General features: G+C 63.1%; 17 protein-coding genes. 8 read left to right on the forward strand and 9 right to left on the reverse strand.

The features are described from left to right. Positions 1-2 precede the first annotated feature (2 nt). From lpxA to RBH77_RS14560, 3 genes are read left to right on the forward strand one after another with little or no spacing between them, the layout of a single operon-like run. Positions 3-833 (forward strand): acyl-ACP--UDP-N-acetylglucosamine O-acyltransferase, encoded by an 831-nt coding sequence (lpxA, locus tag RBH77_RS14550; protein ID WP_311028314.1) that lies wholly within the window; start codon positions 3-5, stop codon positions 831-833. Continuing rightward, positions 811-1,707 carry an LpxI family protein gene (locus RBH77_RS14555; RefSeq protein ID WP_311028315.1) on the forward strand — a complete coding sequence of 299 codons (897 nt, stop codon included), beginning with the start codon at positions 811-813 and terminating at the stop codon, positions 1,705-1,707. Before lpxA ends, RBH77_RS14555 begins: the two co-directional genes overlap by 23 nt. Beyond that, a complete protein-coding gene (locus RBH77_RS14560; protein WP_311028316.1) occupies positions 1,707-2,888 on the forward strand; it encodes a lipid-A-disaccharide synthase in 1,182 nt (393 codons plus the stop codon). The genes RBH77_RS14555 and RBH77_RS14560 overlap by 1 nt, the downstream gene beginning before the upstream one ends. A gap of 46 nt (positions 2,889-2,934) precedes the next feature. Here RBH77_RS14560 and gltA read toward each other — a convergent pair whose 3' ends face one another. Both gltA and gltX read right to left on the reverse strand, forming a co-directional pair. After that, positions 2,935-4,224 (reverse strand): citrate synthase, encoded by a 1,290-nt coding sequence (gltA, locus tag RBH77_RS14565; RefSeq protein WP_311028317.1) that lies wholly within the window; start codon positions 4,222-4,224, stop codon positions 2,935-2,937. 176 nt (positions 4,225-4,400) lie between these two features. Next, complete coding sequence (gltX, locus tag RBH77_RS14570; protein WP_311028318.1) at positions 4,401-5,819, reverse strand: glutamate--tRNA ligase; 1,419 nt, start codon at positions 5,817-5,819, stop codon at positions 4,401-4,403. 123 nt (positions 5,820-5,942) lie between these two features. On the opposite strand from gltX, the gene RBH77_RS14575 reads away from it, so the two are divergent. Beyond that, positions 5,943-8,411, forward strand: coding sequence for a ComEC/Rec2 family competence protein (locus RBH77_RS14575; RefSeq protein ID WP_311028319.1), 2,469 nt, complete (start codon positions 5,943-5,945; stop codon positions 8,409-8,411). On the opposite strand, the gene lexA is transcribed toward RBH77_RS14575, so the two are convergent. From lexA to RBH77_RS14605, 6 genes are all read right to left on the reverse strand, one after another. After that, positions 8,405-9,118, reverse strand: coding sequence for a transcriptional repressor LexA (gene lexA, locus RBH77_RS14580; RefSeq protein WP_311028320.1), 714 nt, complete (start codon positions 9,116-9,118; stop codon positions 8,405-8,407). The two genes, RBH77_RS14575 and lexA, sit on opposite strands and share 7 nt — an antisense overlap. Positions 9,119-9,238: 120 nt before the next feature. Then, a complete protein-coding gene (locus RBH77_RS14585) occupies positions 9,239-10,453 on the reverse strand; it encodes a molybdopterin molybdotransferase MoeA (protein WP_311028321.1) in 1,215 nt (404 codons plus the stop codon). Then, on the reverse strand, positions 10,450-10,935 hold the full coding sequence (gene moaC, locus RBH77_RS14590; RefSeq protein ID WP_311032554.1) for a cyclic pyranopterin monophosphate synthase MoaC: 486 nt from the start codon (positions 10,933-10,935) through the stop codon (positions 10,450-10,452). The genes RBH77_RS14585 and moaC overlap by 4 nt, the downstream gene beginning before the upstream one ends. A 5-nt stretch (positions 10,936-10,940) precedes the next feature. Continuing rightward, positions 10,941-11,759, reverse strand: coding sequence for an indole-3-glycerol phosphate synthase TrpC (trpC, locus tag RBH77_RS14595; protein ID WP_311028322.1), 819 nt, complete (start codon positions 11,757-11,759; stop codon positions 10,941-10,943). A 5-nt stretch (positions 11,760-11,764) separates the two neighbouring features. After that, positions 11,765-12,781 carry an anthranilate phosphoribosyltransferase gene (trpD, locus tag RBH77_RS14600; protein WP_311028323.1) on the reverse strand — a complete coding sequence of 339 codons (1,017 nt, stop codon included), beginning with the start codon at positions 12,779-12,781 and terminating at the stop codon, positions 11,765-11,767. 17 nt (positions 12,782-12,798) lie between these two features. Further along, entirely contained in the window at positions 12,799-14,688 is a 1,890-nt protein-coding gene (locus RBH77_RS14605) for a SurA N-terminal domain-containing protein (RefSeq protein ID WP_311028324.1), read from the reverse strand. A 179-nt stretch (positions 14,689-14,867) separates the two neighbouring features. Here RBH77_RS14605 and tpiA point away from each other — a divergent pair, with 179 nt between their 5' ends. The 4 genes from tpiA to pyrG all read left to right on the forward strand — a co-directional run bounded on the left by tpiA (position 14,868) and on the right by pyrG (position 19,202). Further along, positions 14,868-15,632 carry a triose-phosphate isomerase gene (gene tpiA, locus RBH77_RS14610; RefSeq protein WP_311028325.1) on the forward strand — a complete coding sequence of 255 codons (765 nt, stop codon included), beginning with the start codon at positions 14,868-14,870 and terminating at the stop codon, positions 15,630-15,632. Positions 15,633-15,774: 142 nt separating this feature from the next. Next, on the forward strand, positions 15,775-16,326 hold the full coding sequence (gene secG, locus RBH77_RS14615) for a preprotein translocase subunit SecG (protein WP_311028326.1): 552 nt from the start codon (positions 15,775-15,777) through the stop codon (positions 16,324-16,326). A 266-nt stretch (positions 16,327-16,592) separates the two neighbouring features. After that, on the forward strand, positions 16,593-17,423 hold the full coding sequence (locus RBH77_RS14620; protein WP_371832782.1) for a L,D-transpeptidase: 831 nt from the start codon (positions 16,593-16,595) through the stop codon (positions 17,421-17,423). A 150-nt stretch (positions 17,424-17,573) separates the two neighbouring features. Continuing rightward, positions 17,574-19,202 carry a CTP synthase gene (gene pyrG / locus RBH77_RS14625; RefSeq protein WP_311028327.1) on the forward strand — a complete coding sequence of 543 codons (1,629 nt, stop codon included), beginning with the start codon at positions 17,574-17,576 and terminating at the stop codon, positions 19,200-19,202. 21 nt (positions 19,203-19,223) lie between these two features. On the opposite strand, the gene RBH77_RS14630 is transcribed toward pyrG, so the two are convergent. Further along, complete coding sequence (locus tag RBH77_RS14630) at positions 19,224-20,087, reverse strand: D-alanyl-D-alanine carboxypeptidase family protein (protein ID WP_311028328.1); 864 nt, start codon at positions 20,085-20,087, stop codon at positions 19,224-19,226. Positions 20,088-20,114 lie beyond the last annotated feature (27 nt).

Here is a 20,114-nt window from a genome sequence, read left to right on the forward strand (position 1 = left end):
TAATGGCTTCAACTTCCATTCATGCCTCGGCGGTCGTCGAGAACGGTGCGCAATTGGGCGAAGGCGTCCAGATTGGCCCTTTTTGCCATGTGAGCGGCGACGCTCAACTCGGCGGCAACGTCAATCTCATGAGCGGTGTCACCGTCCTCGGCGCCACCACGATTGGCGAGGGCACGGTCGTCTATCCGAATGCGGTGCTGGGCGGCGCGCCGCAGAACAACAAGCACATGGGCGGACGCACGACGCTCACCATCGGCAAGAACTGCGTCATCCGGGAATCGGCCACCATGCACACCGGCAGCGATACCGGGCACGGCACGACCACGGTCGGCGATAACTGCATGTTCATGGCCTATACGCATGTCGCCCACGATTGCGTCGTCGGCGACAACGTGACCTTCGCCAATAATGCGTCGCTCAGCGGTCATTGCGAAGTCGGCAACAACGTCATTATCTCGGGTATGACGGCGGTGCACCAGTTCGTGCGCATCGGCCACCATGCGTTCCTCGGCGGCATGTCGGCCATCGTGGGCGATGTCATTCCCTATGGCATGGCGGTCGGCAACAGAGCGCATCTGCGCGGCTATAATGTCATCGGGATCAAGCGCTCCGGCCTACCCAGAAGCGAATTGCTCGCCTTGCGCAAGGCCTATCGGATGATCTTCGATCGCGATCATCCCGTTACGGAAAATCTCGAAACGGCCGCCAAGGCTTTCAATGGCTCGCAGGCCGTCGCCGACGTCATCGAGTTCATGACCAGTCGGGGGAAACGCTACTTCACCGTGCCCGCGCTCAATGGCGGCGACGACGATGATGATGACGGAGAGGATTGAAACCGGCCCGACGCAATCGTCACACCTTGGCGAAGCCCGCGTCGCCGTGATCGCGGGGAGTGGCAGGCTGCCGGAAGAGGTGGCGTCGAAACTTGCCGAACAGGGGCGCGCGCCTTTCATCGTCGCCCTCGAAGGCGAGGGGCCGGACGACCGCTTTTCCGCTTACGATCATATTCTTATGCCGCTGGAGGAAGGCGGAAGCCTGCTTTCGATCCTCCGCCAGCACAATATCGGCCGTATCGTGCTTGCAGGGGGCGTATCGCGGCGGCCGAACCCATGGAAGCTGCGCAAGAGCCTGCATCTGGTGGCGATGCTGGCGCGTTTCATCGTTCCGCTCGCGCGCGGCGACGACAATTTGCTGCGGGCCGTCGCCCGCTATTTCGAGGATAACGGCATAAAGGTGACCGGCGCCCACGAGATCGTTCCCGATCTCCTGGCGCGTGCGGGGCCTATGACGAAGAGGAAGCCGCTTGCCGCCGACATGAGGGATATCGATGCCGGCCACGCGGCGGCGCGCGCGATCGGCGCGCTCGATGTAGGGCAGGCGGCAATCGCCATCGGCGGCCGCGCGGTGGCGCTGGAAGATATCGGGGGGACGGACGCCTTGCTCACTCGGACCAGGGAACTGCGGGATCATGGCCGGCTCGCCGGCAGGAAGCGGGGCGTTCTGGTCAAATGCGCCAAGCCCGGCCAGGAATTGCGCGCCGACCTGCCGACAATCGGCCCCGCGACAGTCGAGGGCGCTCATGTGGCGGGCCTCGCCGGGATCGCGGTCGAGGCCGGGCGCTCTTTCGTACTCGATCATACGGAGACCGTCAGGCGGGCCGACGAACTCGGCATCTTTGTCTTCGGCATCGGCAAATCGGAGTCCTGATGGAAGGCACGCGGCCGCTGAAACTTGCAATCATCGCGGGGGAGGAATCGGGTGACCTGCTCGGCGCCGATCTCGTTTCCGCGCTTGCCGCCGCATCCGGCCGGGAAATCGAACTGTTCGGCGTCGGCGGCCGCCATCTTCAGGCGCTTGGCCTGAAGTCGCTGTTCGATCCCGCCGGTATTTCCATCGTCGGGGTCGGCGCGGTCGTGCGTGACCTGCCGCGCATTGTCTATCGCATCGGGCAGACCGCGCGCGCGGTTGCGGCATACAAGCCGGACTGTCTCGTCACCATAGACGTGCCGGCCTTCGGGCTGAGGGTAGCGCGCAAGGTGCGTGCGGCAAACCCTGCCATCCCTGTCGTTCATTATGTCTGTCCGAGCGTCTGGGCATGGGGGCCGGAGAGAGCGGCGCGGATGCGGCCCCATGTCGACAAGATCCTGTGCCTGCTCCCGTTCGAGCCAGCGGAGCTTGAAAGGCTCGGCGGGCCACCCGGCATCTTCGTCGGCCACCGTCTGGCGCGTGACCCCGGCATCCTTGGTGCGGCGGAGCGACAGCGCGAGCGCGCTGGCGCAAGGCGGGAAGACGGCGTCACGACATTGCTGGTCCTGCCGGGCTCCCGCAGCGGCGAAGTAAAGGGGCTGCTGCCGGCCTTCGGCGAGACCGTGTCCATCCTTCGTGAGCGTGGCAACCGGCTGCGCCCTCTGCTCCCGACGGTTCCGCATGTGGCGGACCTCGTCAGGCAGACGATCGAAAGCTGGCCGGACCAACCGGAGATCATCCTCGATCAGGAGCGGAAATGGCAGGCCTTCGGCGAAGCCGACGTCGCGCTTGCCGCATCCGGCACCGTATCGCTGGAACTGGCGCTCGCGCGCGTGCCATTGGTGGCGTGCTACAAGGCGGATCCGCTCATGCGGCTGCTCAAGGGCCTGATCAGCGTGTGGACAGCCTCGTTGCCCAATCTCATCGCCGATCGTCCGGTCGTGCCCGAACACTATAATGAATTCGTACGCCCGGGCATGCTGGCGCGCCGCATAGAGCAGTTGGCGGCCGTGTCGCTGGAGAGGGCGGCGCAACTGGAAGGCTTCGACGACATCGCCTCGGCGCTGTCCACATCGAAGCCGTCTGGGGAAATGGCCGCGGAAATCGTCCTTCGCGAGATCAGGGTTAAGGCCGGAAAATAGGAAGGCGCCGCTTCCGCGACGCCTTCGAGGCAATGTCTTAGCCGGATCAGCGCTTGGCGACAGGAACGTAGTCGCGCTGCGTTTTGCCTGTATAGAGCTGACGCGGCCGCCCGATCTTCTGGTGCGGGTCCTCGATCATCTCCTTCCACTGTGCGATCCAGCCGACGGTTCGCGCCACCGCGAACAGGACCGTGAACATGGTGGTCGGGAAGCCGAGTGCCTTTAGCGTGATGCCGGAATAGAAATCGACATTGGGGTAGAGCTTCTTTTCGATGAAATATTCGTCGGATAGCGCGATCCGCTCCAGTTCCATCGCCACGTCGAGCAATGGGTCGTCCTTGATGCCAAGCTCGCCAAGGACCTCGTGGCAGGTCTTCTGCATGATCCGGGCGCGCGGGTCATAATTCTTGTAGACGCGGTGGCCGAAGCCCATCAACCGGAACGGGTCGTTCTTGTCCTTGGCCCGGTTCACGAATTCGGGGATGTGATCGACTGTGCCGATCTCGGCGAGCATGTTGAGCGCTGCCTCGTTGGCGCCGCCATGCGCCGGGCCCCAGAGGCAGGCGATACCGGCCGCGATACAGGCGAACGGGTTGGCGCCCGAGGAGCCGGCGAGCCGGACCGTCGAGGTCGAGGCGTTCTGCTCATGGTCGGCATGCAGGATGAAGATACGCTCCATCGCGCGCGCCAGTACCGGATTGACCTTGTATTCCTCGCACGGGACCGCGAAACACATGTGCAGGAAGTTGGCGGCGTAGTTCAGCTCGTTCCTCGGGTAAACGAAGGGCTGGCCGACATGGTATTTGTACGCCATCGCTGCGATCGTCGGCATCTTGGCGATCATGCGCAGGCTTGCCACCATGCGCTGGTGCGGGTCGGAAATATCCGTCGAGTCGTGATAGAAGGCCGACATCGCGCCGACCATGCCGCACATCACTGCCATTGGGTGGGCGTCGCGGCGGAAGCCGAGAAAGAAGCGATTCATCTGTTCGTGCACCATGGTGTGGTGCGTGACGCGGTAGTCGAAATCCTCTTTCTGCGCCTTGGTCGGCAACTCGCCGTAAAGCAGGAGGTAGCAGACTTCGAGAAAGTCGCCGTGCTCCGCGAGCTGCTCGATCGGGTAGCCGCGATGGAGAAGAATGCCCTCGTCGCCGTCGATATAGGTGATGGCCGATTCACAGCTTGCCGTGGAGGTGAAACCCGGATCGTATGTAAAGGCGCCGGTATCCTTGTAGAGCGCCCCGATATCGATGACGTCCGGCCCCACCGAACCCTTGCGCACGTCGAACTCGTATGATTTGCCGCCGAAATCCAGTTTCGCTTTCGCTTCGGTCATCGCAAACTCCTTCTTCTTTTATTTGTGCCCGAAATCACGGTTGATGCAGTGCAAACGTCGTGAAATCGAAAATAACGCCTCTTTGCCGCGCCCTTCCGGATGCCGTCCCTTGTCTGGCGGCCGCAATGTTGCACCGCAAAAGCCTGATTTCAATGTGAATTTCCTTGAACTTCGGACTAACCGATTTGATCTTCTATTCGCATCAGACTTTCGTCGCGCCCGAGCACATCCAGCACGTCGAAAACGCCGGGTGACGTGCTCTTGCCGGTCAGCGCGGCGCGGAGCGGCTGTGCCACCTTGCCAAGCTTGAGACCATTCGTTTCAGCAAAGGTTCGGACAACTGCTTCCGTGCTTGCGGCACTCCAGTCGCCCACTTTCTGAAATTCCGGCAGCAAGTGGCGCAGCATCGACCTGCTGTCCTCGTCGAGGATCGCGGCCGCTTTTTCGTCAAGTTGCAAAGGCCGTTCGGCGACGAGGAAAGCGGCGCTGTCGGTGAGTTCGATCAGCGTTCGCGCCCGTTCCTTCAGGCCGGGCATGGCGCGAAGCAGGCGTGCCTTGGCCGCCTCGTCCAGTTTTGCGGCGAAATCCGCGCCGTTCGGCAGATAGGGCAGGGACGTGATCAAAGCATCGAACAGCGCGGCATCTTCCATGCGGCGCATATGGGTGGCGTTGAGCGCTTCCAGCTTCTGAAAGTCGAAGCGCGCCGCGCCTTTATTGACATCCTCGATCTCGAACCAGCGGACCATGTCCTCCGTCGACATGATCTCGTCGTCACCATGGCTCCAGCCAAGGCGAGCCAGATAGTTCCGCAGCGCGGCCGGCAGATAGCCCATGGCCCGATAGGCATCAACACCGAGCGCGCCGTGCCGTTTGGAGAGCTTGGCGCCGTCGGCGCCGTGGATGAGCGGGATGTGCGCCATGACCGGCACCGGCCAGCCCATCGCGTCATAGATGATTGTCTGGCGCGCTCCATTGGTCAGGTGGTCATCGCCCCGGATGATGTGGGTCACGCCCATGTCGTGATCGTCGACGACTACCGCGTGCATATAGGTCGGATTGCCGTCGGAACGCAGGATGATGAAATCGTCGAGATCCTTGTTAGGAAAGCGTACCTCGCCCTGGACGCGGTCGTGGACGATCGTCTCGCCCTCCGTTGGCGCCTTAATGCGGATCGCACCCTTGGCGCCGGCTGGCGCCTCGGACGGGTCGCGGTCGCGCCAGCGCCCGTCATAGCGGGGCGGCCGGCCCTCGGCGCGCGCTTTCTCGCGCATTTCCTCCAGCTCGGCGGGCGTGGCATAGCAATAATAGGCCTTGCCCATGCGCACCAGTTCCTCGGCCACCTCGCGGTGGCGCGTGGCACGGGCATATTGCGAGATCGGTTCTCCATCCCAGGTCAGCCCGAGCCAGGTAAGGCCGTCGATGATGGCGGCGGTGGCGGCTTCGGTTGAGCGCTCGCGATCGGTATCCTCGATCCTGAGCAGCATCTTGCCGCCGGTATGCTCGGAATAGAGCCAGTTGAACAGCGCCGTCCGTGCCCCGCCAATATGCAGGAATCCGGTAGGCGAGGGGGCAAAGCGTGTGACGACGGGTGGCATGGCATTTCCGGGGAGGCGGCGCCGGGACCGGAAAATCGGTGGGAGCGCGCGCGGTGGCGTTTGGCTGGCGTTGATGTAGCATAGGCGGGCCGGGGCGCAAGCCTTTCGGCGCGGGGAAGGCGTATGGGGGACGACAACGCGAAAGAGATCGGCGACGAGCGGTCGCAGTTCGACGCGCGCCTTCTCGATCGTCCGATGCCATTCGACCGGGAAGCTCCGGCCGGTGGAGAACCGCCTCCAGGAAGAACGCGCGAAACAACCGGCGCGGAGCCGCATCGATACGGATATGCCGGCGCGAGGGCGGCTTTCGCGCGCCTCCGGACCTCCATCCGTGAGGCGGCGATCACCGAATGGGAGCGCGGCACCCTGTTCCTGTTCGTGCCGGTGTGCCTGTCGGTGGGAGCTCTCGCCTATTTCCATATTTCCTGGGAGCCGCCTTTCGCCCCGCTTCTTTCAGGCGTTGTTGCCTTGTCGGCTGCCTATTTTCTCGCGCGGTCGAAATTCCTGCTCCGTATTGTGCTGCTCGCCGCGCTCTTGGTGGTTGCCGGGGCGCTTGCCGGCAAGTTCGAGACGTGGCGTGCCGCAACGAAGATGCTCGGAACCGACATCACCACTCGGATCGTTGGCCGCGTCGTGACGGTCGAGCATCAGGCGAGCGGCCGTGTACGTCTGACGATCGACCTTGTTTCCACCTCGCGTCCGCATTTGCGCTATGCACCCGACCGTATACGCGCCAGCGCCCGTACCATCCCGCCGGGCATGCAACCGGGTTCGGGCGTCGAAGGCGTCGTGCATCTGTTCCCGCCCAGCGGACCGCTCAGGCCCTCTAGCTACGATTTTTCCTTCAGGAGTTATTTTGACGGGCTCGGCGCGAGCGGCTTTTTCCTGACCAATCCCAAGAGCATTTCACTTGCTGCTCCACCAACGCTCTATGAGCGTACCGCCGCGGGCATCGCCCGCCTGCGCAATGCGCTTGCCGACAGGGTACGGGCCGCCGTACCCGGGCCGAATGGTGAAATCGGTGCTGCACTGGTCGCGGGCATCGAGTCCGGCATTCCCGACGACATCAACGAAGCGCTCCGCATCACCGGGCTGGCGCATGTGCTGTCGATTTCCGGTCTGCATATGGCGCTGGCCGCAGGCATCGTCATCGTGTTCATGCGGCTCGGCTTTGCGTTGTTCCCAAGCTTTTCCTCGCGTCATCCAACGAAGAAATACGCGGCCGCCGTCGCGCTCGCGGCGATCGCTTTCTACCTCCTGATATCCGGGGCGGGCGTCGCCACGGAGCGGAGCTTCATCATGCTTGCGATCATGCTGGTAGCGGTGCTGTTCGACCGGGCCGCGATCAGCATGCGCAATTTCGCGCTCGCCGCGCTCGCCGTGGTGGTGAGCGCCCCGCATGAGATCGTCGGACCGAGTTTCCAGATGTCGTTCGCCGCGACGGCCGCGCTGATCAGTGCTTACGCCGCCTGGGGTGAATGGCGCCAGCGCGGGCAGAGGCGGGCGCCCCCTCCGCAATCGGCGTCGTATCTCTGGCGGGGTGGCAGTGCGACGGTGCGGCACTTCGTCGGTCTCGCCGCGACCTCGCTTGTCGCGGGAACGGCCACGGCTCTCTTCGCGGCATGGCATTTCCAGCGCGTCTCACCGCTCGGCCTCGTTGCCAACCTCGCCACCATGCCGATTATCTCGGCCATCGTCATGCCGTTCCTGGTACTCGGTCTCGTGCTGATGCCGTTCGGCCTCGACGGGGCGGCCTTCGCCATCATGGGCAAGGGCATCGGCCTGTTCACCGAGATCGCGGTCGCGCTGTCGAAACATTCACCCTTCGACGCGATCGGTATTTTGCCGGGTTCCGCGGTTGTCTTCCTAACGATGGCGCTCGTGATCCTGACCCTTGCAACGACATGGTTCCGGATTGCGGCGCTGCCGCTGATCGCCATTGGTATCGCGCTCATTGCGCGGCGACCGGCGCCGGAACTCTTCGTCTCGGAAGACGCGAGCCTTGTTGCGCTGAAGCTTTCAGACGGTCGCGTGACGGTCAACCGCAAGCGTCCGAACGGCTTCACAATGGAAGACTGGGCACGCGCCATGATGGCGACAGCCATCGTAAAGCCGGGCGCGACCACCGCGTCTGCCATACCTAAAGCCGCGCCGGAGGTGCCGTTTGCCTGCACCAAAACGCTTTGCGTCGCGTGGAATGCGAAAGGGGTGGTGATCGCCCACGCAGCCACGGAGAAAGCGGCCGGCAACGTCTGCGCAATCGCCAGCCTGATCGTCATCGACGACGCGACTGCGAACGATCCCTGCATCGCCTCTGGCCCGGTCATCATCACCAAGCGTGACCTGGCACGTTACGGCGCTGCTGTCGTTACGTTCGAAGAGACTGCAAAGGGCTTCCAGCCGACCGTGGAATACTCGATCGAAAAGCATTACCGCCCATGGCATGCCGAGAGAACCTATTCACGCGCAGCACGCGGCCTGCCACCTTATCAGCGCCGGCAACGTAGCGAAAAAGGGTCACACAAAAATCCGCCATACCGGGATAGGCAACCGCATGAGAGTAGCCTCACTCATGCCGCGTCCACTCAATAGCGGCGGATCAGCCCGACCAGTTTGCCCTGCACCTTGATCCGGTCCGGACCGAAGATGCGTGTCTCGTATGCTGGGTTGGCTGCTTCGAGCGCGATGGACGCACCTTTGCGCCGGAAGCGCTTGAGGGTGGCTTCCTCGTCGTCCACCAGCGCCACGATGATCTCGCCCGGGTTGGCCGTGTTGGCGTTGCGGATGATGACCGTGTCGCCGTCCAGGATTCCGGCCTCGATCATGGAATCGCCTTTGACCTCGAGCGCATAGTGATCGCCGCCGGAAAGCATCTCCGGCGGCACTGCGATCGAATGGGTCTGGTGCTGTATGGCATCGATAGGCACACCGGCGGCGATGCGCCCCATGACGGGGACGGAAACACCAGCCGCATCGTCATTGCTCGCGGCGGGAACGCGCGACTTCTCCGGCTGTTTGCGGCCAAGACTGCCTTCGATCACGCTCGGCGAGAACCGGCGGCTGGCATTGAGGCCCGGCGCAATGGAATCAGGCAGGCGCAGCACTTCGAGCGCGCGCGCCCTGTTCGGTAGTCGCCGGATGAACCCGCGTTCCTCAAGTGCCGTGATGAGGCGATGGATACCGGATTTCGAAGCGAGGTCGAGCGCGTCCTTCATCTCGTCGAAGGACGGAGGAATGCCGGTCTCCTTCAGCCTTTCGTGGATGAACATCAGGAGTTCGTGTTGTTTGCGCGTGAGCATCGCGATTTCCCCGAGAATCAGCGTAGTAAACAAAACCAGAACAAACACTATCTGTTCCAGTTGTGTTCCGCAACCGTTTAAATTTCAATGAACCACGGTGAAAATCGGCTTTGGTTGCCTTCAGCGGATGAAAAGTACCCGGCACGGATCGCCGGCCGCCGCGGCGGGCGCGTGTGGCTCGCGGATGATGAGGCAGTTGGCGGCGGCAAGGGTCCTCAACATGGAAGAGTCCTGTATGCCGAAAGGCGCGGCGAGCAAGCCCTCCGACGTCTCCTCCGCCGCTGCGCGCACATAGTCCCGCCGGCGGTCGTTTTCGGGCATGGCCTCGGCGAGTCGGGCCTCGCGGACGTCGGGACGATGCGTCCGTCCTGCAAGCCGCGCGATCAGTGGCACTAGGAAAAGATGGCTGCCGACCATGCTCGATACCGGGTTGCCGGGCAGGCCGAGCACGCGCGTTTGCCCGATACGCCCGGACATCAACGGCTTGCCGGGGCGCATGGCGATCTTCCAGAAATCGAGCGTCATGCCTTCAGCCGTCAGCACCTCGCGCACGAGGTCGTGATCGCCGACGGAAGCGCCGCCGAGCGTGACCAGTATATGGGCGCCCGCGGCCAGCGCGCGGCGGAGCGCCGCGGCGATGAGTTTGCGGTCGTCGGGCACAATGCCGAGATCGAGGATTTCGGCGCCGGCATCGCGCGCGATCGCGGCGACGCCATAGCCGTTCGAGGCGATGATCTGGTCCGGGCCGGGGTGGCTGCCGGGCAGCAGCAACTCGTCTCCGGTCGCGGCAATCGCAACCAGCGGCCGCCGCACCACGGGAACCTCCGCATGATTCGCGGCGGCCGCAAGCGAAAGCGCGGCGGGGTCGAGCACGCGGCCGGCAGGAAGGAGCGGCTCACCTTCGGCGAAATCGAGGCCCGCACGGCGGATATGCCGTCCCCGCGCCACGCTTTCCAGAGCCTCGACGAGGCCTTCGCTGACGATGCGGGCGTCTTCCTGCAGCAGGACCGCGTCGGCGCCGTCTGGTACCGGCGCACCGGTGAAGATGCGCACGGTTTCACCCTTGCCGACCGTGCCTGGATAGCGCTTGCCGGCTTGCGCGGCGCCGATGATCTTGAGACGCGCGGGGAGGGCGGCAATGTCCTCGGTGCGGACCGCGTAGCCATCCATCGCCGAGGCGTTGAAGGGGGGCTGCGTGCGCAGCGCCGCGAGCGGTTCGGTGAGCACCCGGCCGGCGGCTTCTCCGATCGGCACGTTCTCCTTGGCAAGCGGCGCAGCGCCGGCGAGAAGAAGCTCCAGCGCACTGTCGACAGGCAGCAGGTCGCCGGTGTTCATGCGCCCTCAGCCCTATAGTCACCTGACTTGCCGCCGCTCTTTTCGATCAGGCGGATGCCACCCAGCACCATGCCGCGGTCGATGGCCTTGGCCATGTCGTAGATGGTGAGACAGGCAACCGACGCTGCCGTCAGCGCCTCCATCTCAACGCCGGTCTTGCCGGTGACGCGCGCCGTTGCGGTAACTCGAAGCCCCGGCAGCGCATTATCCGGCCTGATATCGACGGAGACCTTGGTCAGAAGCAGCGGATGGCATAGCGGAATTAACTCATGCGTGCGCTTCGCCGCCATGATGCCCGCGATCCGCGCGGTTCCAATCACGTCGCCCTTTTTTGCATCTCCGGCGAGGATGAGCCTTAAGGTCTCCGGCCGCATGGTCACCGTGCCCTCGGCGACCGCCAGACGCTCCGTTTCGGCCTTGGCGCCGACATCGACCATGTTGGCCTCGCCTGAAGAATCCAGATGTGTCAGCGTCGAGGTCATGGCGCTCATTCCGCCGCGCTGCGCGCGAGCCTTTCGCCGGCGAGCAGTGCACGCGTGGCCGCCGCAACGTCGGCCTGTCGCATCAGGCTTTCGCCGACGAGGAACGTGCCAATGCCGCTTCGCTCGAGATCGAGGCAGTCTTCATGCGTGAAGATGCCGCTTTCACCGACCAACAGCCGATCCGACGGCGCCATCTTCGCCAGCCGGCGCGATGTATCGAGACTGACCTCGAACGTTCGGAGGTTGCGGTTGTTGATGCCGATCAGGGGCGAACTGAGTTTCAGCGCCCGTTCCATCTCCGTTTCGTCATGGACTTCGATCAGCGCGTCCATGCCGAGTTCGAACGCGGTGTCCTCGAGCGAGCGCGCAACGTCGTCGGAAACGCTCGCCATGATGACGAGGATGGCGTCGGCGCCCCAGGCTCGCGCCTCATGGGCCTGGTAGGGGTCGAATAGGAAATCCTTACGCAACGCCGGCAATGCGGTCGCCTTGCGTGCGGCGGCCAGATATTCGGGCGCGCCCTGAAAGGACGGCTTGTCGGTCAATACGGAAAGGCAGGCAGCGCCGCCTTCCTCATAGGCGCGGGCAAGGGCAGGGGGGTCGAAATCCGCGCGGATCAACCCCTTCGAAGGGCTTGCCTTCTTGATCTCGGCGATCAGGGCGAACGCGCCTGCCTTCCGCTTTGCCCGAAGTGCCGCGCCGAAACCGCGCGGCCGATCCTGCGCTTTGGCGCGGGCCGCAATCTCGGAAAACGGGACGGCCGCCTTGGCGGCGGCGATCTCCTCGCGCTTATAGGCTTCGATCTTTCTCAATATGTCAGCCATTGCGCTCAGTCCGGCCGATTGGAGACTTCCGCGAGCTTGGTCAGCGCTGCGCGCGCCTTGCCGCCGTCGATCGCCGCTGCCGCGACCGCGATGCCATCCCGAAGAGAGCCGGCCTTGCCTGCTACGAGGATCGCCGCGCCGGCGTTGAGCAACACGATATCACGATAGGGGCCCTTGACACCATCGAGTACGGCGCGAAGCGCTTCGGCGTTTCGCACCGCGTCGCCGCCTTTGAGGTCGGCCGGTTCGACCCGCGTCAACCCGATATCTTCGGGCACAATCTCGAAACTGCGGACTTCGCCGTCCCGCAATTCAGCGACCTTGGTCGGCCCGGCGGTGGTCAGTTCGTCGAGGCCGTCCCCATGGACGACCCATGCGGCTTCCGTACCCAGGCCCTTCAGCACATGGGCAAGCGGTTCCACCCATTCGGGCGAGAAAACGCCAACCAACTGGCGCTTGACGCCAGCCGGGTTGGAAAGAGGGCCGAGCAGGTTGAAGATAGTACGCGTGCCGAGTTCGACGCGCGTGGGACCCACATGGCGCATCGCCGAATGATGCGACGGGGCGAACATGAAACCGACGCCGGCTTCGCGAATGCAGGTAGATATCTGCTTCGGGGTCGCCTCTATGTTGACGCCAAGTGCGGCGAGCGTGTCGGCCGCGCCCGAGCGGGAGGAGAGCGCTCGGTTGCCATGCTTGGCTACCGGAATGCCGGCACCCGCCGCTACAAAGGCGGCGGCGGTCGAGACGTTGTAGGAGCCCGAGGCGTCGCCGCCGGTGCCGACGATATCGATCGCATCGGCAGGTGCCTCGACCGTCAGCATCTTGGCGCGCATCGTCGCGACGGCGCCGGAAATCTCCTCCACCGTCTCGCCGCGCACGCGCAACGCCATTAGAAAACCACCGATCTGGCTCGGTGTCGCTTCGCCGGACATGACGATATCGAATGCCGCGCGCGCTTCCTCGAATGTCAGGGGTGCGCCACCGGCAACCTTGGCGATATGCGCCTTGAAATCGCTCATTTCACCCCGCTTGGCACTCAGAACGCCATCGCACGCTGGATCGCCTGCCGATCCACGGTGACGCCGTATTCCGCCTGCAGCTTGCTCACCAACTGGTCGAGCAGATCGTTGGCCATGCCGGATGCAAACGTCTTGCGGGCTTGCTCATCAACCGAATCAGCGCCGGCGCCGGCCGGTTCGAAGACCTCCGTGACCTTGAAGAGAACCTGAGACTTGTCGTCGAGTCCTGAAAACAGGCCGATCCCTCCTTGCCCCACGCCGAAGACGGCGGCGACGCCGTTCTGGCCGAGATCGGCATCGTTGGAGTCGCGCTTGACGCCGCGCTTTGTCTCTTTTTCGAGCTTCAGTTCCGTTGCGATCTCATCGAGGGAGGTTCCGGCTTTGACCTTCTTCTCCATCTCGGTCGCCTTGGCGCCAAGCCGGGAGGTCGCTTCCTCGGCCTTCCAGTCGGCCAGGACCTTATCGTGCATCTCATCGAGCGTCCGGTCGTGCGCCGGCTTTATGTCCTGGACCTCGTAATAGACGAAGCCGTCGTTCTTGGTCGTGATCGGATCGTTCTCGATGCCCTTGTCGCTGTCGAAGGCGTCCTTGATCAGTTGTTCCGACTCCGGCAGGTCCTTGACCACCGAACCGTCCGGCGCGCGCCCCTCGCGGTCGATCGCGTCGACGGTGACGACCTTGAGCCTGAGTTTGTCCGCAGCCTCCTTCATCGTCGCCCCGCCCGCCCGCGCGTCTTCCCATTTGTCGTGAACATCCAGGAGATCGCGGTTGGCTTCACCCAGCGCAAGATCCTTGCGGATCTGGTCGCTGACGGCCGAGAGCGGCTTTACCACCTCAGGCGTGATCGAGGTCACGCGCAGAAGCACCGGACCGAACGCGCCTTGCACGACGGGGCTCACTTCGCCGACTTTCAGGCCGAACGCCGCGTCGGCGATCTTCTGCTCCGGGACTTCCGATTTCGCGAACGTTCCGAGCTTCGTGTCGGCATCGGTCTTGCCCTGGGACTTGGCGACATCGTCGAAGGTGGCACCCCCCTTGATCGAGGCAAGACCGGCATTTGCGGCGGCTTCGTCCTTGAAGACGATCTGCTCAATCGTCCGCTTCTCCGGCGTGGTGTAATTGCTGAGATGCGCGTCGTAGTCCTGTTTGACCTGCTCGTCGCTGATCGAGGATGGGTCGGCGATGTCCTGCGGCTCAAGCCGGACATAGGCGATCTTGCGGTATTCGGGCGCGGCGTATTTCTTCTTGTTCTTGTCGAACCAGGCTTGCAGCGTGCTGTCCGAAGGGTTTTCTATCGGCTCGACAAGGGATTGGGGCAGGGTGATGTATTCGACGGTGCGGTCCTCTCCGCGGTAAAGCGCGACCGCCTTGAGGAATGTATCGGGCACTTTCATGCCCTCGGTCGTCGCATCGACGATCTGCCGGCGGACGGCAGCCTGCTGCTGGTTCTGCATATATTCTTCCGGGCCCATCCCGACCTGGCGCAGCACGTAGTCGAATTGCTGCCGGTTGAACTGGCCGTCAGGACCGTGGAAAGCCGCATCCTGGCGTGTCAAGTCTGCTATCCGGGCCGTGGAGATGCCGAGGCCGAGCCGACGTGCCTGCTCGTCCAGCACCGCGCCGCCGACGAGTTGCGACAGGACCCGTTGGTCCACGCCGAGCGCAGTGGCCTGCTCGCGGGTCAGGCGCTGACCGAGTTGCTGCGACAAGGTCGAAAGCTGGCGGTCATAGGCGAGCCGGTATTCGTTGAGAGACACGTTGGTATCGCCCGCCGTCAGAACGGAATTGCTGCTGGACTCGCCCTCGATACGGCCTCCGATCCCCCAGACCGCGAAGCTGGCTACCAGAACGATAAAGAACAGTTTGGCCACCCAGGATCCGGCGGCGGTTCTCATTGCACTGAGCATGTTCAATCCTGTTTTCGGCGCTTTGGCGCCCTATTTCGGCGGCACGTGTCCGGCAATAACGCCCTTGCGCCCCGGTGTCGATTGCTTTGTAGGGCAAATTTGGTAGAGACCGTGGCCGGCGCCCGGGGCGTCCCTTCGCCGACAGGGCCTAACCGGTTCGATTTCTCAAAGGAAGCGTCATGACCCCAGCGATCCGCCCGCTCGTCGCCGGCAACTGGAAAATGAACGGCACCAGCACCTCGCTCGATGAATTGCGGTCGATCGCGGACGGTTTCGCACACGGGTTGGATACAGAAACGGACGCGCTTGTCTGCGTGCCGGCCACGCTTCTTTCCCGTGCATCCGACGTGCTGCGCGGCACGCCTGTCGCGAGCGGTGGGGAAGATTGCCATGCCGAGGCAAACGGCGCCCATACCGGCGACATATCGGCGGAGATGCTGAAGGATGCTGGCGCTTCCTTCGTTATTGTTGGCCATTCGGAGCGTCGAGCCGATCACGGTGAAACAGACAAGATTGTGCACGACAAGGCCCGTGCTGCCTGGCGTGCCGGGCTAACGGCCGTCATCTGCGTTGGCGAGACACGGAAACAGCGCGACGAGGGCGACACGCTTGCCGTGCTTTCGCGGCAAGTTGCCGGCTCGGTGCCCCAAGGTGCGCTGGCGGATAATACGGTCATCGCCTACGAGCCGGTCTGGGCCATCGGCACAGGCCTGACGCCAACCGCGAAGGACGTGGCCGAAGCGCATGCGCATCTGAGGGCCGAACTCGCCAAAAAGGCGCATGGCGAGGCCGGACGCATGCGTCTCCTCTATGGCGGATCGGTGAAACCGGCCAACGCGGTCGAATTGCTCGGGCTTGAGAATGTCGACGGCGCACTCGTTGGCGGAGCCAGTCTGAAGGCCGCCGATTTCCTCGGCATCGCCGAAGCCTATCGGTCGCTTTGACGAAGCCGGTGAAAACGCCGCGTTGCATTTTCTGTTCGCGCGTCCATATGGGGTTGGAATAAGGCCGAAAGGCGTGTATTGAGCCGCGTCCAACGCTGGCCGCGCGTGCTGTCGGCCTGTCGCAGTTTGCCCGGAATCTCGCATGGAAACCGTTATTGTCGTCATCCACCTGATGGTCGTGATCGCGCTTGTCGCGGTCGTGCTGGTGCAGCGTTCGGAGGGCGGTGGCCTCGGCATAGGCGGTGGTTCCGGTTTCATGACGGCGCGCGGCGCTGCAAATGCCCTGACGCGCACCACCGCGATCCTGGCCGCGATCTTCTTCGCGACATCGCTCGGGCTGACGATCATGGCGCGCTATCAGGGAAGCATCGTCGATATCCTCGATCGGCCCGCTTCGTCGAACGGGGCGCCGGCCAAGGGCTCAAATGGTGGGAAGGGCGTCCTGGACCAACTCGGCGGTACGCCTTCCCAGACGCCGGCGCCTAACACCGGTCAGCAACCGGCCGCTCCGAATGGCAATGGCTCGACCACCGCTCCGGCGACCAATAATGCGCCGGCATCGGGCGCGCCCGCGACCACCGCTCCGACGACGCAGGTTCCATCGGGCGGTAATGAGCCAACGAGCGGTCAAGCTCCAGCCTCCGGCGGCAACTCCGGCCAGACGCCGGCTCAACCGCAGGTTCCCAACCAGTAAGGACCTCCGGGCGAGTAGTTCTCGGTCGCGGCTTTGTCAGCGGCCGATTCTTCAAAATCGCCTATTCCCGGTTGTGACGGTGTTGTGATTCAACAACAGTCCGGACGATATTCGCTGTGGCAGGAACCAATCCTCCACGCATTCACGCGTTTTTGTTGAGCAGGTTCCGCAACCTCGGCTATATGGCAATTAAGGCAACCGGGCGGGGCGGGGCATGCTGCTGATTCCGTCACGGCCATGCCGCTGAAGGAATAGGATTTCTCAAAATGCGCATTCACGGGTTCGCCCTGTTTTGTGCCGGTGCTTTATTTGCTCTCGGCGTAACATCCTTTGCCAGTGCTTCGGAGCGATTCGTTAGGATCGACAGCGGCCGTACCGCCTCGGTAGAAACGAAGACGCGCGCCGAAGCGTCCAGGAAAAAGGTAGCGAAATCCACAAATACGGCGAAAGCCGATACCGCGGCCAATGATGCCGGCCCGCTGGAAAACAACGGTGAGCTGCGCAGCGAGCAGAAAATCCAGCCGAACGTCTTCGAAGCGATCTTCGGCGGCGACAAACCGCGACTGCTTCCGGAGACGCGCGAGCTCGATGCGGCGCTGCGGGTGAAGGAAGAGCGGAAACCGTTCAAGGTAAAGCCGGAATTCCAGCCGCAGAGCGTTCCCTATTCCGGCTATCCGCGCGGCACGATCATCATCGATACCAGCCAGAAATTCCTCTACCTGATGGAATCGTCGAATACGGCACGGCGTTATCCGATCGCGGTCGGACGCGAGGGGCTGCAGTTCAAGGGCAAGGCCACGGTCGGCGACAAGCAGGAATGGCCGCGCTGGATCCCGACGCTGGACATGCAGAAGCGTGAGCCGAAGCATTACGGCCAATACAAGGACGGCATGCCCGGCGGGCTCTCCAACCCGCTCGGCGCGCGCGCAATGTATGTCTATCAAGGCAAGCGGGACACCCATATCCGCATTCACGGGACGGTCCAGCCCTGGACGATCGGCACCTCGGCATCCAACGGATGCTTCCGTATGTACAACGATCAGGTCATGGATCTCTATCGACGCGTGAAGATCGGCACGCCTGTCGTCGTCCTCTGATTCGATATTCTGCTTCTCCAGCAGCCGGCCGGCTTCTGCCGGCCGTTTCTTTTTGAGCACTCGGCAGGCGCACATGTTGCAGGTGGAAATGGAAACGACGGCAATTTTCTGCTGGCGGAATCAGATTTGCGGCGCTAAGCCCTGACTCCCATGGCGCGATACATATTCATCACCGGCGGCGTGGTCTCCTCCCTTGGAAAAGGCATAGCGGCAGCGGCTCTTGGAGCCCTTTTGCAGGCACGGGGCTATCGCGCGCGCATCCGGAAGCTCGACCCCTATCTGAATGTCGATCCCGGCACGATGTCGCCTTATCAGCATGGCGAGGTCTTCGTGACCGACGACGGCGCCGAAACCGACCTCGATCTCGGTCATTACGAACGTTTCACCGGGCGCTCGGCGAACAAGCAGGACAACATCACCACCGGCCGCATCTATCAGAACATTATCGAGAAGGAGCGGCGGGGCGACTATCTCGGCGCCACCGTGCAGGTCATTCCGCACGTCACCGACGAGATCAAGAATTTTATCGTTGAGGGGAATGAGGACTACGATTTCGTCATCTGCGAGATCGGCGGCACGGTCGGCGACATCGAGGCGATGCCTTTCCTTGAGGCGATCCGCCAGCTCGGCAATGACCTGCCGCGCAACAACGCGGTCTACGTTCACCTGACGCTGATGCCCTACATTCCCTCGGCCGGCGAGCTTAAGACCAAGCCGACCCAGCATTCAGTCAAGGAACTGCGTTCAATCGGCATCGCCCCGGACATCCTCCTGGTGCGTGCCGACCGCCCCATTCCAAACGAGGAGCGGCGCAAGCTTTCGCTCTTCTGCAACGTGCGTGAATCGGCCGTGATCCAGGCGCTCGATGTCGGCCATATCTACGATGTGCCGATGGCCTACCATAAGGAAGGGCTCGACGGCGAAGTGCTTGCCGCCTTCGGCATCGATCCGGCGCCGAAGCCGCGTATGGAGCGCTGGCAGGAGATTTCCGAGCGCATTCATAACCCTGAAGGCGAGGTGACGATCGCGATCGTCGGCAAATATACCGGGATGAAGGACGCCTATAAGTCGCTCAACGAGGCGCTGGCCCATGGTGGGATGGCCAACCGCGTACACGTCAAGCTCGACTGGATCGAAAGCGAGATATTCGAAAAGGAAGACCCTTCGCCGTGGCTGGAGAAGGTGCATGGCATCCTGGTGCCGGGCGGCTTCGGCGAGCGCGGTTCCGAGGGCAAGATCCTCGCTGCCAAATTTGCGCGTGAGCGAAAGGTGCCGTATTTTGGCATCTGCTTCGGCATGCAGATGGCCTGCATAGAGGCCGCTCGCTCGCTCGCGGGCGTCGAGAAGGCTTCTTCAAGCGAATTCGGGCCGACGAAGGAGCCTATCGTCGGCCTGATGACCGAGTGGCTGAAGGGCAACATGCTGGAGAAGCGGCGCGAGGCCGGCGATCTCGGCGGCACGATGCGGCTAGGCGCCTATCCGGCCGAGCTGGCAGCAGACTCCAAGATCGCGGAAATCTATGGCGATACGCGTATTTCTGAACGCCATCGCCACCGCTACGAGGTCAACATCGATTACAAGGCAAAGCTCGAGGAATGCGGGCTGATCTTCGCCGGCATGTCGCCGGACGGCGTGCTTCCGGAAACTGTGGAATATGCCGATCATCCTTGGTTCATCGGCGTCCAATACCATCCGGAACTCAAGAGCCGGCCTTTCGAACCACATCCGCTCTTCGCCAGCTTCATCAATGCGGCGGTGGAACAGTCCCGACTCGTCTGAAGGGCATGCAGTCGGTCTGGCTTACATGGCCTTTGCTTCAGGCAGATAGCGCTCGACCAGCTGCGCCACACGCTGATTGCGGTCCTTGGCGGTGTTCCCACCCATCACCACGACAATCAGCCTGCGGCCGTTCCTGCTGACGGACGTCGCGATATTGAAGCCCGAGGCGCGGATATAGCCGGTCTTGATGCCGTCGGCGCCGGGGACGGTGTCGAGCACTTTATTGTGCCCCTTGATCAGCTTGCCGCGGAAGGCAAAGCTCTCGATCGAGAAATAATAGTAGTATTGCGGAAAGCGCTGACGTAGCGCCAGCCCAAGTCGCGCCATGTCATAAGCGGTCGTGTGCTGGCCCGAATCCGGTAGCCCGGAGGCGTTCTGGAACACAGTGCCCATCATCCCGAGTTGACGGGCTTTCTGGTTCATCAGATTGGCAAAGCCGTCTTCCGTGCCGCCGAGATATTCGCCGACCGCGACCGCCACGTCGTTCGCCGATTTCGTGACCATCGCGCGGATCGCCGAATCGACATCGATCGTCTCGCCGGGCCTGAAGTGCAGCTTGGTCGGCGGCATCGAGGCTGCGTGCGCCGAGACCGGGATCATCGTGGCGCGCGTCACGCGACCCTGGTCCATGGCCTCGAACAGGAGGTAAAGCGTCATCATCTTGGTGAGCGACGCAGGGTAGCGGATAGAGTTGGAGCTAACCCCGTAAAGCATCTTGCCCGTGTTGGCGTCGATGACGACCGCGGCGTATTTGGAGGCCGCGAAGTCGGTGGGCGGCGGCAGCGTCAGCGTATCGGCGGCCGAGCACCCCGCCAGAAGGACGACCAGGAGCAGAAATCGCGCTTTGCCGAATGACGACGCCAGACAAGAAAAGACCAAACCCAAGAAAGCGCCCCGATCTCCGTTTCCTGA

Origin of the sequence: Mesorhizobium koreense, from assembly GCF_031656215.1 — a bacterium.
Taxonomy (GTDB): Bacteria; Pseudomonadota; Alphaproteobacteria; order Rhizobiales; family Rhizobiaceae; genus Mesorhizobium_L; species Mesorhizobium_L koreense.

What these genes read in the sequence shown, in the direction of transcription:
- lpxA (WP_311028314.1), top strand. Translation starts at nt 3, where the DNA reads ATGGCTTCAACTTCCATTCATGCCTCGGCGGTCGTCGAGAACGGTGCG.
- RBH77_RS14555 (WP_311028315.1), top strand. Translation starts at nt 811, where the DNA reads ATGATGATGACGGAGAGGATTGAAACCGGCCCGACGCAATCGTCACAC.
- RBH77_RS14560 (WP_311028316.1), top strand. Translation starts at nt 1,707, where the DNA reads ATGGAAGGCACGCGGCCGCTGAAACTTGCAATCATCGCGGGGGAGGAA.
- gltA (WP_311028317.1), bottom strand. Translation starts at nt 4,224, where the DNA reads ATGACCGAAGCGAAAGCGAAACTGGATTTCGGCGGCAAATCATACGAG.
- gltX (WP_311028318.1), bottom strand. Translation starts at nt 5,819, where the DNA reads ATGCCACCCGTCGTCACACGCTTTGCCCCCTCGCCTACCGGATTCCTG.
- RBH77_RS14575 (WP_311028319.1), top strand. Translation starts at nt 5,943, where the DNA reads ATGGGGGACGACAACGCGAAAGAGATCGGCGACGAGCGGTCGCAGTTC.
- lexA (WP_311028320.1), bottom strand. Translation starts at nt 9,118, where the DNA reads ATGCTCACGCGCAAACAACACGAACTCCTGATGTTCATCCACGAAAGG.
- RBH77_RS14585 (WP_311028321.1), bottom strand. Translation starts at nt 10,453, where the DNA reads ATGAACACCGGCGACCTGCTGCCTGTCGACAGTGCGCTGGAGCTTCTT.
- moaC (WP_311032554.1), bottom strand. Translation starts at nt 10,935, where the DNA reads ATGACCTCGACGCTGACACATCTGGATTCTTCAGGCGAGGCCAACATG.
- trpC (WP_311028322.1), bottom strand. Translation starts at nt 11,759, where the DNA reads ATGGCTGACATATTGAGAAAGATCGAAGCCTATAAGCGCGAGGAGATC.
- trpD (WP_311028323.1), bottom strand. Translation starts at nt 12,781, where the DNA reads ATGAGCGATTTCAAGGCGCATATCGCCAAGGTTGCCGGTGGCGCACCC.
- RBH77_RS14605 (WP_311028324.1), bottom strand. Translation starts at nt 14,688, where the DNA reads ATGCTCAGTGCAATGAGAACCGCCGCCGGATCCTGGGTGGCCAAACTG.
- tpiA (WP_311028325.1), top strand. Translation starts at nt 14,868, where the DNA reads ATGACCCCAGCGATCCGCCCGCTCGTCGCCGGCAACTGGAAAATGAAC.
- secG (WP_311028326.1), top strand. Translation starts at nt 15,775, where the DNA reads ATGGAAACCGTTATTGTCGTCATCCACCTGATGGTCGTGATCGCGCTT.
- RBH77_RS14620 (WP_371832782.1), top strand. Translation starts at nt 16,593, where the DNA reads ATGCGCATTCACGGGTTCGCCCTGTTTTGTGCCGGTGCTTTATTTGCT.
- pyrG (WP_311028327.1), top strand. Translation starts at nt 17,574, where the DNA reads ATGGCGCGATACATATTCATCACCGGCGGCGTGGTCTCCTCCCTTGGA.